The 15153-nt window shown below is 67.1% G+C and carries 11 protein-coding genes; 6 read left to right on the forward strand and 5 right to left on the reverse strand.

The genetic code is table 11. The features are described 5' to 3' along the window. Positions 1–54: 54 nt before the first annotated feature. Positions 55–588 (reverse strand): DUF502 domain-containing protein, encoded by a 534-nt coding sequence (locus VVD47_RS19385; RefSeq protein ID WP_327605172.1) that lies wholly within the window; start codon positions 586–588, stop codon positions 55–57. 304 nt (positions 589–892) lie between these two features. On the opposite strand from VVD47_RS19385, the gene VVD47_RS19390 reads away from it, so the two are divergent. The 3 genes from VVD47_RS19390 (at position 893) to VVD47_RS19400 (ending at position 5288) form a co-directional block, all read left to right on the forward strand. Next, complete coding sequence (locus tag VVD47_RS19390; RefSeq protein WP_327605173.1) at positions 893–1318, forward strand: DUF3592 domain-containing protein; 426 nt, start codon at positions 893–895, stop codon at positions 1316–1318. Positions 1319–1642: 324 nt separating this feature from the next. Beyond that, positions 1643–3664: a methyl-accepting chemotaxis protein gene (locus tag VVD47_RS19395; protein ID WP_327605174.1), complete on the forward strand. Its 2022-nt coding sequence runs from the start codon at positions 1643–1645 to the stop codon at positions 3662–3664. 349 nt (positions 3665–4013) lie between these two features. Beyond that, the gene (locus tag VVD47_RS19400) at positions 4014–5288 is read left to right on the forward strand and encodes a pectate lyase (RefSeq protein WP_327605175.1); all 1275 of its coding nucleotides are present in this window, start codon (positions 4014–4016) and stop codon (positions 5286–5288) included. Between the two features lie 165 nt (positions 5289–5453). Here VVD47_RS19400 and VVD47_RS19405 read toward each other — a convergent pair whose 3' ends face one another. Beyond that, positions 5454–6920 (reverse strand): DUF4139 domain-containing protein, encoded by a 1467-nt coding sequence (locus VVD47_RS19405; protein ID WP_327605176.1) that lies wholly within the window; start codon positions 6918–6920, stop codon positions 5454–5456. A 273-nt stretch (positions 6921–7193) separates the two neighbouring features. Between VVD47_RS19405 and VVD47_RS19410 the strand changes: the two genes are divergently transcribed. Next, entirely contained in the window at positions 7194–8234 is a 1041-nt protein-coding gene (locus VVD47_RS19410; RefSeq protein ID WP_327605177.1) for an MBL fold metallo-hydrolase, read from the forward strand. 52 nt (positions 8235–8286) lie between these two features. Here VVD47_RS19410 and VVD47_RS19415 read toward each other — a convergent pair whose 3' ends face one another. Next, positions 8287–9681, reverse strand: coding sequence for an RICIN domain-containing protein (locus VVD47_RS19415; RefSeq protein ID WP_327605178.1), 1395 nt, complete (start codon positions 9679–9681; stop codon positions 8287–8289). A 292-nt stretch (positions 9682–9973) separates the two neighbouring features. Beyond that, a complete protein-coding gene (locus VVD47_RS19420) occupies positions 9974–10834 on the reverse strand; it encodes a helix-turn-helix transcriptional regulator (protein WP_327605179.1) in 861 nt (286 codons plus the stop codon). A gap of 440 nt (positions 10835–11274) precedes the next feature. On the opposite strand from VVD47_RS19420, the gene VVD47_RS19425 reads away from it, so the two are divergent. Both VVD47_RS19425 and VVD47_RS19430 read left to right on the forward strand, forming a co-directional pair. Continuing rightward, positions 11275–12384 carry an FUSC family protein gene (locus VVD47_RS19425; protein WP_327605180.1) on the forward strand — a complete coding sequence of 370 codons (1110 nt, stop codon included), beginning with the start codon at positions 11275–11277 and terminating at the stop codon, positions 12382–12384. A gap of 162 nt (positions 12385–12546) precedes the next feature. After that, a complete protein-coding gene (locus VVD47_RS19430) occupies positions 12547–13746 on the forward strand; it encodes a nucleoside hydrolase-like domain-containing protein (RefSeq protein ID WP_327605181.1) in 1200 nt (399 codons plus the stop codon). A 6-nt stretch (positions 13747–13752) separates the two neighbouring features. Here VVD47_RS19430 and fucP read toward each other — a convergent pair whose 3' ends face one another. Next, the gene (gene fucP, locus VVD47_RS19435) at positions 13753–15081 is read right to left on the reverse strand and encodes an L-fucose:H+ symporter permease (protein WP_327605182.1); all 1329 of its coding nucleotides are present in this window, start codon (positions 15079–15081) and stop codon (positions 13753–13755) included. Positions 15082–15153: the final 72 nt, after the last annotated feature.

A 15153-nucleotide genomic window follows, 5' to 3' on the forward strand; every position in this document is an offset into this window, starting at 1 on the left:
CGGGTTCGCCCCGCTGCAGTTGTGCCGAGCCGATGCCCAGGCGCTTGAGGCACTTTAGCGCGGCCTGCGGTGGTGCCTGGACCGGCTGCACGCGATCGGCGCTGAAGTAGAACACGCCACCGGAATACGGATTGGGGCGCCGGGCAGGAACACCACGCAAGTGCCGTCGTCCAGGTGTTCCATCAGGAAGCCGAGCTGATGGCAGTCGTCGAAGCGCACCATCACCGGCTGGCGGTTCGCTGCGCCGTCCGCGCCGAGGATGCTCTCTCCCAGCCCCTTGAAGAATTCGTAGCCGGGGAGGTTGGACAGCAGCCGCTGTTCGATGGTGGATATCAGGCGTCTGGCGAGCACCGTGCGCGCCAGCAGACCGGCGATGAAGCAGATGACGACGAGCAGGACGATCGCCAGCAGATCGGACACCGCCACGAAGCCGAGAAGCTTGTGCGGGAAGTGCCCGAGGATGGGTTGCAGGAGCTTGCTGGCGAGGCCCAGTGCCTTCTCGACGATGAAGACCGTCGCCACCAGTGGCGCGAGGAACAGGATGCCCCCGACGACCGTTGTCCGCAGCACGCCGATCTTGCGTTGCATGGCTTTCTCCTTCGTGTGGCCAGCGGTGCAGCACGGCCGGTGAGGGTACGAGCGTAGGTTTATAGCATCCGTATGTGCGGCATCCGCGATTGTGGCAGGCGCGTGGACGCAAGGCGCGGACGGCATCGGGTCGATCCGGATGGCATTCTCCCGACGGCCGCTCATTGACTGGCGCTTCATCGACTGCCGCCGTGCCTTCGCTGGAAGGTGGTGCGCTGCACGATTGCAGGGCGGCAGTCGCTTGCCATACTCCACCCACATTCCGGCGTTCAGACCGGTTCCGGACGGGTCGGAGGGGCCACCCATGTTCAAGCTTCTGCGCAGCAGCCTGTTTGCGTACTGCCTTGTCGCGGGCGGTGCCTTCATCCTCTACACGGGTCAGCGTGCCGACAGATTGAGGGAGCACGGCAAGACGGCGCGGGCGGAGATCCTCAAGATCGAGCGGGAGGAGCGCCGGCGCACCCGCAGCTACAAGGCGATCATTGCCTTCTCCACCGACGACGGTCGTGAGGTGCGGGACACCTTGGGCCTGACGGAGAGCCAGGCCGCGGACATGTCCGGTGCAAGTACCCGCCGCTACGTGGACGTGATCTATCTGCCGGAGTCGCCCACCACGTTCCTGGAGGCCTCGCGCATGACTGCGCCGGGCGTACAGCGTGACGTCGGCGTGGGCTTCGCCTTGGCGGGCATCGGCTTGCTCGTGATCCGCAGGCTGTCCCGCCGGCATTGATGTTGGGGCCAGGCTCCTGGCGCGCAGGCGTGCAGCGGGCCAGGGCCTGTCCAGCTCGCCGCGACACACTTCGTTGCATGGCGCCTTGCCTGGGCTGCGCGTCGAGACCGGTTGAGCGTTCACATCCCGGCAGACCACTCTGGCCGGAAGTTCCCGCAATGGCTGTTTTCCGGCTCATTCAGCGGGTACCCGGGCTGTGGGCGGCAAACTTGAGCGGCGTCAGATTTCGCTCAGACAGGCCGGGCCGGGTATCAAGTGCGGATGTCATCGCATCGTCATTGCAGGCATGTAGATGCCGGCAACGAAGCCGGACGGAGCCCTGCCATGAAATACCTGCTTGCCCCTGTCGTGCGGCTGCTGTCGCGCTGGTCCTGGAATGTGAAGTTCGCGGTCGTCGGCGGTTGTGCGCTGGCCGTGCTGGTGCTGCTGGTGGGCTGGACGGTGCGGGGCGAACTGGCCCTGCGCGAAGTGACCCGCAGCGAGCAGGCGGGGCTGGAGGTCTTTGCGCCGGCGCTGGATACCTTGATCCTGCTGCAGCAACATCGCGGCACCTCGGCGGGCGCGCTGGCGGGAGACGCCGCCATGAAGGCCGCGCTGCCGGCACGCACGGCAGATGCCGAGGCTGCTTTTGCCGAGCTGGAGCGGATGGCGGCGGGCGCGGACCCTGCCTGGGGCCTCGCTCAGCAAGTGCTCAAGCTGCGCACCGAGTGGAACAGCCTGCGCCAGGGCGGAATGAACCTGACCGGTGCGGAGAACTTCAAGGCGCACACGGTGCTGATCAACGGCCTCATCGAGACCATCAGCCATCTGGGTGACCGCAGCGGGCTGGCGCTGGACCCGGACGCGAGCACCTACTACGCCATCGTGGCGGTGATCGAGGACATGCCGCAGTTGTCGGAGCGACTGGGCAAGCTGCGCGGCATGGGCAATGCGATCCTGGCGCAGGAGGCGATCGGCGACGCCCAGCGCGCCGCGATGTCGGAGGTGCTCGGCGAGCTGAACCTGGCTTGGGCCGACATGCGCCAGGCCTTGATGCGGGCGGGGCAGCATGCGGAACACGAGGGCTTCGCCGCCTTCGTGGAGCAGACCGAGGCACGTACCGCGAGCGCGGTGGCGCTGGCCCGCGACGAAGTGGTGGCGGGTCGCTTCGGTGTGAGCCCGGCGGATTACTTCGCGCGCTTCACGCAAGCCATCGGCGGCCTGGTGGAGGGCACGCGCGGCACCTTGCTGCCCGGCATCCGCGAGGCACTGGCAGCCCGCGAGCGCGCCACCACGCAACGTCTCATGCTGACCGCCCTGCTCGGCGGCGGGGCGTCCCTGCTGCTCGTGGTGGGCTTGCTGGCGCTGCATCGCAGCCTGCGCATCTCGCTCGACCGCCTGATCGCCGGCACGCGCATGCTGGGGCAGGGTGAGCTGCGCCATCGCATCGTGGTGGATTCCCGCGACGAGCTGGGCGAAATGGCGACTCACTTCAACGAAATGAGCGAGCAGATGGAGCAGGTGATGAAGACCGTCATCACCGACGCGGCTCGCCTGCGCGAGGCAGCGGGCCACCTGACGGCGCTGGCCGCTTCGGTGAGCGGCCAGGCGCAGCGGCAGAGCGACTCCGCCGCCGCGATGGCGGCGGCCGTGGAGGAGATGGCGGTCAGCGTCGGCGAGATTTCGCGGCATGCCGCGCAGACCGAGAGTGACTCGATGACGGCGCGTACGAATGCCGACGAGGGCGCACGCCAGGTGGAGGAGGTGTCCGGCGGCATCCAGCGGATGGCCGAGGTGATCGGCGGCTGTGCGCAGTCGGTGCACGCGCTGGGCGAGCGCTCGCGGGAGATCGACCAGATGGTGGGCGCGATCCGCGAGATCGCGGACCAGACCAACCTGCTGGCGCTGAATGCGGCGATCGAAGCGGCGCGTGCCGGCGAGCACGGCCGGGGCTTCTCGGTGGTGGCCGACGAGGTGCGCAAGCTGGCGGAGCGTTCCGCGCAGACCGCACAACAGATCGTGCAGACCGTGGAGGCGATCCGCACCGGCACCGACGCGGCGGTGAGCGCCATGCAGGGCGGTGTGGCCCAGGTGCAGGACGGCGTGACCATGGCCCGCGACACCGGGCAGCGCATGGTCGTGATCCGCCACAGCGCCGACGAGGTGCTGGGCTCGGTCGGCGAGATCGGCGCCGCGCTGCGCGAGCAGAACACCGCCAACGAGGAGGTGGCGCGCAATGTGGAGAACATCGCGCGCATGGCCGAAGCGTCGCTGGCCGAGGTGCGCCAGGCCGCGGAAACGGCGCAGGCGCTGGACCGCATGGCCGACGAACTGGCGCGCGAGGTGAATCGCTTCCAGGTGAGCTGAACGCTACGCCGTACAGTCGCAGGAACCCGGACTATGTTGCCGTCGCGACCGTGACGCTGGGGACCGGCGGGGCCAGGTTCTCGAGCCCGGACCGGGCGCTGAATCATTGGCTGGCGCGGCTGTGGCGGGATCGACGGATGTCGTCGCGCGTCTGTCGTGGCTGCGCTCGAAGAGACATTCTTCTCGGTCCGTGGCAATCGTCGACACACTTCGTTGCACTGCGCCTTGACTCGGGCCGGGGGCTCGACCAATGTAAGCCTGACATCTCGTCAATCCGTCAGACAACGGGTGGCGGATGTTGCCGCTCCGCACGCCGGAGCGCGCACCAACAAGACCAAGGAGACAAAAATTGAACGCAAAGAAGATTGCGCTCGCCGTGTTTGCGGTGGGCCTGACTGCGAGCGCCTGGGCCGCCAACCGGCCGTCCGGCTACACCACCCTCTGTACCGAGGGCAAGACCTGTTCGGTGTCCGCTGCCACCAACGTGGCGTATGGCCGCGCTGACAAGTTCACCTTCAAGGTGCTGACCGGCAGCTTCGTCTGCGGCGAAGTGACCTTCGGCGCCGGCACCAAGGTTTCGGGCGGTAACAACGAGTGCTCGGTGCCTTCCGGTTCCTCCAGCTCTTCCGGCTCGTCGAGCTCCAGCAGCACCTCAAGCAGCTCCAGCTCCAGCGGTACGGGCTCCAGCAGCTCGTCCAGCTCGTCGTCGAGCAGCTCCTCATCGAGCAGCTCCAGTTCGTCGTCCTCCAGTTCCAGCAGCTCGTCGAGCTCCACCTCGTCCGGCGGTAGCGGCAACGTGACGGTGGGCGCATGGCCCGGCTGCCCGGCCTACGCGACGCCGAGCAACACCGTGCCGCTGACGGCCAGCATCACCGTGCCCGCCGGCCAGACCTACGATGGTGGTGGCCAGCGCTTCAACCTCAGCGACGGTGGCCAAGGCGAAGGCCAGCCGCCGGTGTTCCTGCTGGAAGAAGGTGCCACGCTGCGCAACGTCGTGATCGGCAACCTGGCCGCCGACGGCGTGCATTGCACGGGCAACTGCACGGTGTCCAACGTGTGGTGGGAAGACATCGGTGAAGACGCTGCGACCGCCAAGGGCGGCCCCGGCACAACGATGCGCGTGGATTGCGGCGGTGCCTTCCTGGGCACCGACAAGACCTTCCAGCACAACGGCCGCGGCACCTTCCACATCACCCGCTTCGTGGCGGACAACTGGAAGACCAAGGGTGGCAAGTTCTACCGCTCGTGCGGTGACTGCACCAACAACGTGGGCCCGCGCACCGTCATCATCGAGAACTCGCGCATCCACAACCACCAGACCATCGTGGGTGTGAACAGCTCGTACTCGCTGGGCTACCCGGCCGACAAGGCCACGCTGCGCAATGTGTACCTGCTGCGCTGGAACGGCGAGATCGAAGTCTGCTCGACCTACAAGGGTGTCGAGAAGGGTTCGGGTTCGTCGAGCAGCATCGGCGCCGAGTGGAACACCCCGACCTGCAACGTGAACTACACCGACATCTACGCGGTGGACAAGCTGGGCGGCACCAAGAAGACCGGCATCGCCCCGGGTAACGGCGTCGATCCGTCGCCGGTGAACCGCGTGCAGGAAAACTGGAACTACTGATCTGGAGCTTCTGATCCATCACTGCCGGAGATCGTCGTTGCGGAGTGTGGGGTAGCACGCCGCAACGCGACCCGGCAGGGCAGTACAGGAAACGCCCGGGCTGAGCCCGGGCGTTTTGCTTTGGTGCGTCCTTGCTTTGGTGTGTCTTTGCGCCGCACCTGCAAATCACATGCGTACGGCCACGCGGTATTTCAGCGTGGTGCTGCCGTTGGCGGGCACACTGATCTTCCACTGCGCTGTGCCGGCCGCCACTTTCTCGTGCGGGTGGGATTGCTCCGTCATGCGCCATTCGCCGGGCACCGGTTCGCGCACGGTGACGGTGACCGGCTCGGCCTTGGCGTTGTGCAGCACCACCTCGTATGCGCTCTCGCTGCGGTACACGCCTTCGCTACGGCCCAACGAGCGGAAGTCGGTCTGTTTCTTGTCGGCGGTGACGTCGAAGGCCTCGCCGAGTTTGAGGCGCACGCTGTCGTTCTTCGGCGTGTGATCGATGCGGTCCTCGCCGACGAATTGTGCGTTGCCGGCGCTGTCGCGCTTGTATACACGCACGACACCCTTGGGCAGCGGCATGCCCAGGCCCGCGCTCTCGCGGTTGGCAAAGTCGACGAACACGCCGACCTTGATCTTCCTGCCGATCTCGCCGACCGACGCGGTGTAGTAGTGCCCGCTGCCGTCGAGCAGCAGCTCCTTGCGCGCGGGCACGTTGGCGGCGCCAAGCAGCGCCACCTGTTTGATCTGCCTGTCGGCCAGCGTGGTGGGCCGCTGCAGGCCGTACAGGTGGTACTCGAACAGGCTTTCCTGCGTCATCGCTTTGGCCTCCGCCATCGGGGCCATCGCCACGGCCACCATGTCGCGGCGCTGGTGCATCTCGTCGCGCACGCGGTTGACGTCACCGGCGACAAGTTGCAGCCGCGCGTCCTTGTAGGTGGTGCCGCTCTGGTTGTTCAGCGTGACCCAGCCGTTGAGGTCCAGCCTGCTGTCGTCCGCGTTCAGCTCGGCGACGTAATCCGCCTTCCACGAGAGGCCGCCGGTGAGATAGGACAGCTCGACGTCCTGCACGCCGGCCTGGCGGCTCTGCAGTTGCGAGACAAGGGTGGGGCGGTCGCGCAGGCTGGCCGGCACCTGGTCGAACACGATGCGGCCGGGAATGCCGGTCTCGATGCGGTCGCCGATCTTCAGCACCACACCGTTGGCAGCCGACAGCACCTCCGCAGTCTCGATGGTCTCGGCGCCGGTGCTCGGGTGGGTGCGCACGATGCGCACGCTGCGACCCACGGATTTCTCCAGCAGCTTGGCGGGCGTGAGGAGGTCGAAGTCGAAGTTCTGCTCCAGCAGGCTGAAGCTCCCGGCGTGGGACAGGCTGCGCAGCAGCGCCGTCTCGGGGCGCATCATGGCGCTGACATCCCGCAGGGCCAGGCGGTTCACGCCGGCGTCCAGCGGGATGCGGCGGGTTTCCTTCACCAGCGCCAGGTTCTCGTTGTAGACGGTGACCGCGACCGCGCGCTGGTCCTCCAGCGTGCTGCGTCGCTCACCGGGGCTCGGGTCGGCCGCCGTGACGTTCACGCTAAGGGCCAGCAGGGCGGCAGCGAGCGGAAGGAGGGCAGGGCGGTGGATGGGGAGTGGTGTGTGCATGAGGGCCTCGTGTCGTGACGGGAGATCGGGGTTCGTTGTGAAGCTGGTTGAAGCTTGTCGGGGCACGCAGAAAGGGGTGTGCCTGTCCGGTGAACGAACCGGGCCGCAGATCGGGGTCAAACCTGTGCAAAAAAAGCGGGATGGGTGCAGCACCGGAGAACGCCATCGTTCCGGCGGCTTCCGGCCGGGCTGCGTGGCCGGCATACTGCCGGCATGCGGGAAGCGGCGTCGCGGACAGCCGGTCCGACGTGGATGAAGCCTGGGGGAACGACCATGATCTTCGAACAGATTGCCACCGGTGGTTGCCAGTCCTACCTGATGGGCTGCGCGGAAACCCGTTCCGCCGCGCTGATCGACCCGGAGATCAGCCAGCTCGACCAGTACCTCGCGCTGGCCGCGCGCGACGGCCTGCATATCCGCTACCTGATCGACACCCATACGCACGCCGACCACTTTTCCGGCGCGCGCAAGCTGGCGGAACGCCTGCAGGCGCCTGTCGTGATGTTCCGCAGCAGCCCGGCGCCGTACGCCGACCTGCGCCTGGGCGACGGTGAGATGCTGATGCTGGGCAAGATGCGCATCGAGGCGCTGCACACGCCGGGCCACACCAGCGACTCCATGTGCCTGCGCGTGGAGGACCGCGTGTTCACCGGCGACACCCTGCTGATCGGTGGCTCCGGCCGCACTGACCTGCCCACCGGCGACCCGCATTCACTGTACGACAGCCTGTTCAACCGCCTGCTGAAGCTGGACCCGGCGCTGATGGTCTTTCCGGCGCATGACTACAAGGGGCGCAAGCACAGCACCCTGGGCGAGGAGATCGCCAGCAACCCGCGCCTGCAGGTGCGCGACGAGGCGGCCTTCGTCGAGATGATGAACACGCTGAACCTGTCGATGCCCACCCACATCACCGAGGCGCTGCGCGTGAACATGAGCGGTGGCAAGTCGGTGGCGCAGATGCTCGACGAGGCCGCGGAGAGCGTGCCCTTCATGTCGTTGGAGAGCCTGCGCGCGAGCCTGGACCAGGTGGGCAATGCGCTGGTGGTGCTGGATGTGCGTGAACGCGATGCCTACGAGGCCGGTCACGTGCCCGGCGCACGCCTGCTGCCACGTGGGCAACTGGAGCTGCGCGTGAATCAGGAGTTGCCGGACCCGACGCAACGCATCCTGGTCTGCTGCGAAGTCGGCAAGGTGTCCACGCTGGCCACCGCCACGCTGCGCGAGATGGGCTTTGCCAGCGCGGTGGCGCTGGATGGTGGCATGAAGGCCTGGCGCGAAGCGGGCTACCCGCTGCAGACGGGTGCTTCGGCCTGAAACAAAAAAAGGCGGTTGCGCGTGCTGCGCAACCGCCGCAAGGCACCGATACTCAGTTCGGCAAGCCGTAGGAGACGTCGTAACCTTCCTGGCCAAGGTGGTAGGGAAGCGTGCCGTTGAGGCGGCTGCGGAACAGGTGCGATCCGATGATGCTGGCCGGACAGGTGCTCAGGACGACCCGTGTGGCATTCCCCGGATTGCGCAGGATATTGCTGTCGTTCAGGCCCTCGGGGATCGCGCACAGGCCGCTGCTGACGTGGCGCAGCAAACCGGCAGCGGTCAGCTCGAAGCGCAGGCGTGCTTCATCGCAACCGCTGTGGAAGACGAGCGGTGTATTCAGCGCCGGCGTGGCGCTGCCGCCCGCCGGGTGCAGGCATAGGCCACTGGATGCCTGGCGCAGGCTGCCACCGACGGTGAAGCTGAAGCTCAGGCGGGGTTCGTTCTTGCAGCCGCTGTGATAGATCGCCAGGGTGCCGTTACCCGGCGTGGCGCTGCCGCCGTTGGGGTGGATGCAGATGTCCGTCGTCGTCACCTTGACCGGTGCGGGCCGGGGAGCCTGGCTGCAACCGGGGCTGCGTTGCACGGTTGCCATGACGACGCCATTCGTCATGCCATGGTTGGCCAGCGTGTAGGTCCCGGGCGGAAACGAGGCATGCGACGAGCCCGTGGTCGTGGCGTTGTTGTAGGTCAGTCCGACTTGGTAGCACTGTGGCACCGTCAGTGTGCGGGCGCTCATCGAGAAACCGCCGCCCAGGGTGACCATGTAGCCCAGGCTGTCGGAGCCGATGCGGTAGTGCTTTGCATAGCGCGAGGCGACATACACCGCATTGTTCGCAAGCAACTCGCCATGCTCCGCCTGGTCGCGCTTGCCGTCCTTCGGCACCAGCGGGTACATGCGCCGGTTTGCGTCCAGCAACATCGGGATGTCTTCCTCCGGCTTGCAGCCGGAGCCGATCATCTTGTAGATCGCCACCGAACGCGCGGCGTCGTTGAACGACCCGGTGGCCGAGGACGCGAAAGGTCGGGCGTAGGTGTAGGTCGGCAGATGATGGGTGCCCGGGCCGAGGACGTTCCAGCGACCGCCGAAGTAAAGGGCGTCGGTGAGGATTGCACAGTAGCCTTCCGATACCTGGGCGGTGGAGGCGCGTCGCTCACCTACCGGAGCCAGCTGGTCGATCGTGGACTGCAGGTAGCGCGCTTCCTGCTGCGCTTCGGCCAGCGTGTCGTGACCCCAGCCCAGCGAGAAGTCGAAGGACTTCCCGCCGTTTCCGCCGGACACGTGGTACGCCATCGGTTCGGGAATGTGCATCTCGCCGTAGAACTGCGTGGAGACGCCGCCGCTGTAGGCGTTCTCGAACAGCTTCAGCGTGGGGATGGTGGAGATGTTGGTCTGCGCCTGGGCGTGCATCGACGCCAGGAGCAGTGCTGCCAGTAGTGGTTTCTTCATCTGTGTATTCCGGTGGGGTAGGCCTGGGTGGCAGGGGTCGTCACCACGCCAGGCGTGGACGGAGCAGGCCGCACGTTGCCTGTTGCGGCTGCTCCCGGCATTGCGCGCTGGTGCGTGTCCGTCAGGGACAGCCGTCTTGTGCCGGCGCGCGGCGGACCTTAGCAGCGCCGCACTGGCCGGGCTTGAATCCATGCGACACGCTGACCGGCGGCAGACGGGGGTGCTGTCGTGGTGGCGCCGTGATGGATCGTGCGGGTCGCAATCGCCCGGCTCGGCGTGGCCGGGCCCGTGTTCAGGCGTCGATGGCTTCGGGCACCAGCAGTCCGCGTGCGGCTGCGCGCAGCAGGCTGGGTGGCTGGCCGCAGGACAGGCGGAATGCGCGCGACATGTGCGCGAGATCGGCATAGCCGGCCTCGGCCGCCACCGTGGTGAGCGACGCGGCGGAGCGCAGGCGCGCCGTGGCGTCGAGCAGGCGCGCGGCCTGCCGGACTGTCTCCGCGGTGAGTCCTTCTTCGCGCAGCCGGCGTTCCAGCGTGCGCTGATGACAGCCGAGGTGACGCGCTGCGGCGGAAATCGTGATGCTGCCTTCCTGCTCGAACACCGTTGCGAGTTCGGCCGACGCGAGGCTGGCGACGCCCATGTCCAGTGCGACGTGCGACAGGTGGCGGATCGGCGGGCGGGCGGGGCGCGCCGCATTCAGCCGCACCTTGTCCAGCGCATGTTCGAACGCGGTGAGCACGGCGATCCGGCACAGCGCAGGATCGCTCGTGACGGCGCCCAGGCTGCGCTGCATGGACAGGCCGGGCGCGTCGGCCCGTTTCCGGGCGAATGACAGCGTGGTGCGCACGCCCAGCGGCGCCGCCTGCAGGTAGGCGTTGAAGGCGGCGACGGCATTGCCCGCGCTGGTGAGGCCGGACAGGATCTGCCGGCCGGGGTTGGCGTCCTCGTCCAGCCACTCGCTGACGGTGCGGCCGACCATGCCTTCGGTCATGCCGTCGCGACGTCGCGCAATGCCGGCGGCGTGGTAGCGCTCGTAGGGAAGGTGGCCATTGATGACGTGGGTCACCATCGAGGCGAAGCGGCTGACCGGCTTCCAGCCCGCGCGCGCTTCGAGCGCATGCACCACGACGTGGTAGGCGTGGGCTTGTGTCATGTGGAAGGGCTCGTCGCGCTGGCAAGGCGCTGCGCGATACCGTGCCGCGTCGCGCAGTCGTGTGGAAAGGTGTGTGTCATCGGATGGGGTCGGGCTGTCAGAAGCAGTGACGCGCGCAGCGGCCGGAAGGGTTTTCCCCGGCGCATTGCAATCCTGCGGAGGCGGCAGGTTAAGTGGCGTGGCCACTTCCAGCCGGTGATCTGCCCGGAGGTCGATAACCCTGCGGGCAGCTTCGCGGGACTCCCTGTCACAAGGCAACCCCGTGTCCGGAGATTGGATGCGCCGGTCGGTGCGTGATTGCGCCGGGGTGGGTGATCGGCCTGTTACGGAACACACCTGGGTGGCTGGTGCTACGCTTGCCGGCAGCATGCCGACGGCTTCCGTCACTTGTGTGGCTGCCGCCGCGGTATGCGTAACTCCGTCTTCCTGCTTGTTCGCGCATGAGCCACCGTCCGCTGTTGTCCGATCTCCGGAGTACCTTCCATCGCGTGGTGCACGACCTGAAGTCCTGGCCTGTCCGCGGCCATCGTCTGGTCGACGAACTGGAATGCGTGCTGTCGGTGCTGCTGGCGGTGGCGTTCGCGCATGCGCTGGACGTGCGGCATGTCGGCTGGGCGGCGTTCAGCGCGTACATGGTGATGCGCGCGCACGTGTGGAACAGCTTCAAGCGCGGCGCCCTGCGGGTGATCGGCACCGCGGCGGGCGCCGCGCTGGCCTGGTACCTGTCGGGCGTGCTGCCGGGCACGTGGTGGGCCAGCAGCCTTGCGCTGCTGGTCGTCGTTTTCGTTACCTTCTACCTGATGATGGTGAGCCCGCGTGGCTACGCCTGGCTGTTCATGGGGCTCACCTTCGCGATGGTGATCGTCGATGGCTTGCAGCATCCGGCCGAGCCGATCGAGGTGTTTGCATGGACCCGCTTCGTGGAGGTGGCAGCCGGCACGGCCGCCTGCGTCATCGTCAGCGCCCTGTCCACGCTGACGGTGCGACGCCATGTGCTGGGCCAGCGTGGCTTCAGCATGGAATACGAGTGGTGGGCCAAGAAGCTGACGCTGTGGCATCCGGTCGCCTTCATGCACGCCGTGCAGGGGGCCGTCGCCATGGCGCTGATCCCGCTGGTGTGGTGGCTGTTCGGGCTGCAGGCGCTGGCGCAGGCCAGCATCACGATTGCCGTGGTCATGGCCATTCCGCTGCACACCGTGGGGGACAACCGCACGCGGGTGAAGCTGGTGCATCGTTTCGTCGGTTGCGTGGCGGGTGTGCTGTTCGCCACCGCGGCGCTGCTGGTGGCGGGACCGTCACCGCTGGCGCTGACCCTGTTCGTCGTGGTGGCGGTGATGGCTGGCCGTCACATCGAGAATGGCCGCCACGGCATCGACTACATCGGCACGCAGTTCGTGCTGGCGGTGCTGGTCGTGCTGGTGCCGGACAGCTATGCCGGCGCGCACATGGAGGTCGGCTTCCAGCGTGTGACTGGCGTGTTGCTGGGCATCGCGCTGCTGGAGCCGGTGCGCCTGCTGCTGCGCCTGCCCGCACCGCGTGCAGAGGGCTGACGCGTACGGTGGCGGCCGAGGGTGACCAGAGGTTCCCGGCACCAGCCGCTTGCTGATGTGGATGAATGACAGGTGACAGGAACGACACACCCGGCCAGGACCGCGTTACGCTGTGACATGGATACGCGACAGCTTGCACATCCTTGCGGGGAGCGCCCCCGCGTGATCGTCAGCACCGACATCGGCGGGACGGATTTCGACGACTACCAGTCACTCGTGCATCTGTTGCTGTTTGCCGACGTGCTGGACATCGAGGGGCTGATCTCCTCGCCCTGGGGCGAGATGCGCAACCGGAAGCAGGAGATCCTGAAAGTGATCGATTGCTACGCGCAGGACTACGCCAGCCTGCGCGGTCATTCGTCGGACTATCCGTCGCCGGACAGCCTGCGTGCCCTCAGCAAGCAGGGCCGGCTGGATTCGGCCCCGCCCTCGGGGTTCGATGCAGCCACAGAGGGCTCCGAATGGATCGTACGTTGCGCGCGCCGTGATGATCCGCGCCCGCTGTGGGTGCTGATCTGGGGTGGTATCGACGATCTGGCGCAAGCGTTGCACGATGCGCCGGACATCCTGCCGAAGCTGCGGGTGTACTACATCGGCGGTCCCAACAAGAAGTGGGCAACCTCCGCGTACCAGTACATTGCCGATCATCATCGTGCGCTGTTCATCATCGAGAACAACGCAAGCTATCGTGGCTGGTTCGTCGGCGGTGACCAGTCCGGCGAATGCGATGGGCGTACCTTCATCCAGCACCGCCTCAAAGGCCGTGGTGCGATGGGGGAATTCTTCTGCCGTTACGGAGACGCCGAATTCAAGATGGGGGACACGCCGTCGGTGGCCTACCTGCTTGGCCCGCAACCGGAGGATCCGACGGTGGACAGCAAGGGCGGCGGCACTTTCGTGCGCGCCTGGCCGCGTCCCCATCATGTGTTTCGCCGCCTGACGACCCAGGAGGATGTCGTCGAGGTGTTTGGCATGCTCGAAATCTGCCTGCGGCCCGCGGAAAGCGTAGTCATGGCCACCGCTGCCAGCCTGAGTGTGGATGGACAACTGTTCCCGGGGTTTGCGGCGGCCGATGGCGCCTGGCACTTCCGCTTCGTGCCGAAGGAGGTCAAGGCCTGGAACTATGTGATCGTCAGCGACGCGTCCGCGCTCGACGGATTGACCGGCGGCTTCACTTCCTGCCTTCCCGCTCCGTCCCGTGTCGATGAGACAGCGGCCGATTTGCCGCACTGGTGGGTCGATGACCCCGACCCGGCGCTGGCGGAGGGGCCGCATCACGGCGCCAGGACGATCAATCGCTGGCGTGCTGAGTGGCTGGGCGCGTTTGCACGCCGGGCCGCGCGTCTGCCCGTCCGCCGCTAGGGTCGCTCAGCGCGGTTGATACCCCGCCACGGCGTAGTACGCGATGTACAGGTAGCACGCCACCGGCACCACGAAGGACAGCATCAGCCCGATGGTGTCCGCGCCCCAGCCCTGCAGCAGCGGCACCAGCGCACCGCCCACGATGGCCATGCACAGCAGGCCGGAGCCCTCGCTGGTGTACTTGCCCAGGCGGGCCAGCGCCAGCGAGAAGATGGTCGGGAACATGATGGAGTTGAACAGGCCGATGGACAGCAGCGCCCACATGGCGGCCTTGCCCTGCACGACGATGGCGAAAGCCAGCAGCGCGATGTTGGCGAAGGCGTTGAAGGTGAGCAGGCGGGCCGGACGGATGCTGCGCATCAGCGCGCTGCCGATGAAGCGGCCGATCATCGCCAGTCCCCAGTAGATCGACAGGTAGCGGCCGGCGGTTTCCGCGCTCAGGCCGGCGATGGTGGGTTGCTCCATCACGCTGACCAGCAGGCTGCCGATGGAGACCTCCGCGCCCACGTAGGCGAAGATGCCCAGCGCGCCGAGCACGAGGTGGGGGTAGCGCCACATGCTGTGGCGGTCCGGCAGGTCGTCGTGGTTGGCGTCATCGCTGCCGGGCTCGACATGCGGCAGGCGGAACAGACCGATGAACAGTGCGATGGCGCCGAGCACGGCGGCCAGCACGAGGTAGGGCGTCTGCACCGACGCCACCTGGGCCTGGTTGTAGGTGGCGAGGTCCTGTGGGGACAGGGCCTGCAGTTCCGGCGCGCTCTTGACCGCCACGGCAAGGATGAAGGCCGCGCCGAACACCGGGCCGATGGTGGTGCCCAGCGAGTTGAAGGCCTGCGTCAGGTTGAGGCGGCTGGACGCCGTTTCCGGTGCGCCGAGTGCGGTGACGAAGGGATTGGCTGCCACCTGCAGGAAGGCGATGCCGCTGGCCAGCACGAACAGCGCGGTGAGGAACAGCGCGTAGATCTTGTGGCCGGCCGCCGGGTAGAACAGCAGGCAGCCCGCGGCGGCGATCAGCAGGCCGATGATGATGCCGGCCTTGTAGCCCACGCGCTCGACGATGAAGCCGGCGGGCAGCGACATCACGAAGTAGGCCATGAAGAAACTGAACTGCACCAGCATGGCCTGGAAGTAGCTCAGCGTGAACACCGCCTTCAGGTGCGGGATGAGGATGTCGTTCAGCGAGGTGATCAGCCCCCACATGAAGAACAGCACCGTCAGCGCGGCAAGCGCACTGCCATATTTCGGCGTGGCGGAGGCGTGGGTCGTCGGTTCCGTCATGGCATCCCCTTCGATGAGCTGCGTGGCGCGTCGTGCGCGGGGCAGGGGTGGCAGCATGCCACGGACATGTGACGGCGGCTATGCGGGCTGACCGCCACGCAGCCCGATGCCCGGCCCTGATGGACGGCA

Source organism: Uliginosibacterium sp. H1 (genome assembly GCF_036017065.1).
Classification (GTDB): domain Bacteria; phylum Pseudomonadota; class Gammaproteobacteria; order Burkholderiales; family Rhodocyclaceae; genus Uliginosibacterium.

Bases quoted from the DNA above. Each gene is read 5' to 3' on its own strand.
- VVD47_RS19385 (WP_327605172.1), bottom strand. From the start codon at position 588: ATGCAACGCAAGATCGGCGTGCTGCGGACAACGGTCGTCGGGGGCATC.
- VVD47_RS19390 (WP_327605173.1), top strand. From the start codon at position 893: ATGTTCAAGCTTCTGCGCAGCAGCCTGTTTGCGTACTGCCTTGTCGCG.
- VVD47_RS19395 (WP_327605174.1), top strand. From the start codon at position 1,643: ATGAAATACCTGCTTGCCCCTGTCGTGCGGCTGCTGTCGCGCTGGTCC.
- VVD47_RS19405 (WP_327605176.1), bottom strand. From the start codon at position 6,920: ATGCACACACCACTCCCCATCCACCGCCCTGCCCTCCTTCCGCTCGCT.
- VVD47_RS19410 (WP_327605177.1), top strand. From the start codon at position 7,194: ATGATCTTCGAACAGATTGCCACCGGTGGTTGCCAGTCCTACCTGATG.
- VVD47_RS19415 (WP_327605178.1), bottom strand. From the start codon at position 9,681: ATGAAGAAACCACTACTGGCAGCACTGCTCCTGGCGTCGATGCACGCC.
- VVD47_RS19420 (WP_327605179.1), bottom strand. From the start codon at position 10,834: ATGACACAAGCCCACGCCTACCACGTCGTGGTGCATGCGCTCGAAGCG.
- VVD47_RS19425 (WP_327605180.1), top strand. From the start codon at position 11,275: ATGAGCCACCGTCCGCTGTTGTCCGATCTCCGGAGTACCTTCCATCGC.
- fucP (WP_327605182.1), bottom strand. From the start codon at position 15,081: ATGCTGCCACCCCTGCCCCGCGCACGACGCGCCACGCAGCTCATCGAA.